We start from the raw sequence: 472 nt of genomic DNA on the forward strand, positions 1-472 counted from the left end.
ATATTTTCTTACTATATTTAAAGAAATGCAAAAAAATATAGAGGTTAAAAATATTGTTTTAAACTTTGGGAGATTAAAAGTAGGATATTTCTATAGACTATTAGAACCTTTACATTTAGCAAATATATCAACAATTATTCACCATTACCAAAAGCCTTCTATTACTATATTTAGGTCATACACTTTAAACGCAATAAAATCAAAGACAGGAACTTATTTGTTCCTATCTTTTTATAACGTGGTGAGGCTCTACATCCATCTATTTAAGAAATCCCGCCCGGCTATAATCCCTAGTATAGAAACGGAATAATTCGGCAAGTCTTGGACTGATATTGCTTATATTGTTCACCAAATAGCGTAATAAGGACTCTCTCCTCAATTTTTATACGATACGAATACACAAGGAAAAATAATATGATATTTATGATAACAGCAATGAATGAAGATGAAGATATAGCAAATCCTAAAAGTC

At 29.4% G+C, this 472-nt stretch carries 1 protein-coding gene; it reads left to right on the forward strand.

The window, feature by feature from the left end; translation table 11 throughout:
• Window positions 1-310, forward strand: a 310-nt coding sequence (locus KVT34_RS29830) for a hypothetical protein (protein WP_217563253.1), incomplete at its 5' end; no start/stop codon positions are given.
• Window positions 311-472 lie beyond the last annotated feature (162 nt).

This window comes from Paenibacillus sp. GbtcB18, assembly GCF_019091125.1.
Classification (GTDB): Bacteria; Bacillota; Bacilli; order Paenibacillales; family NBRC-103111; genus Paenibacillus_F; species Paenibacillus_F chitinolyticus.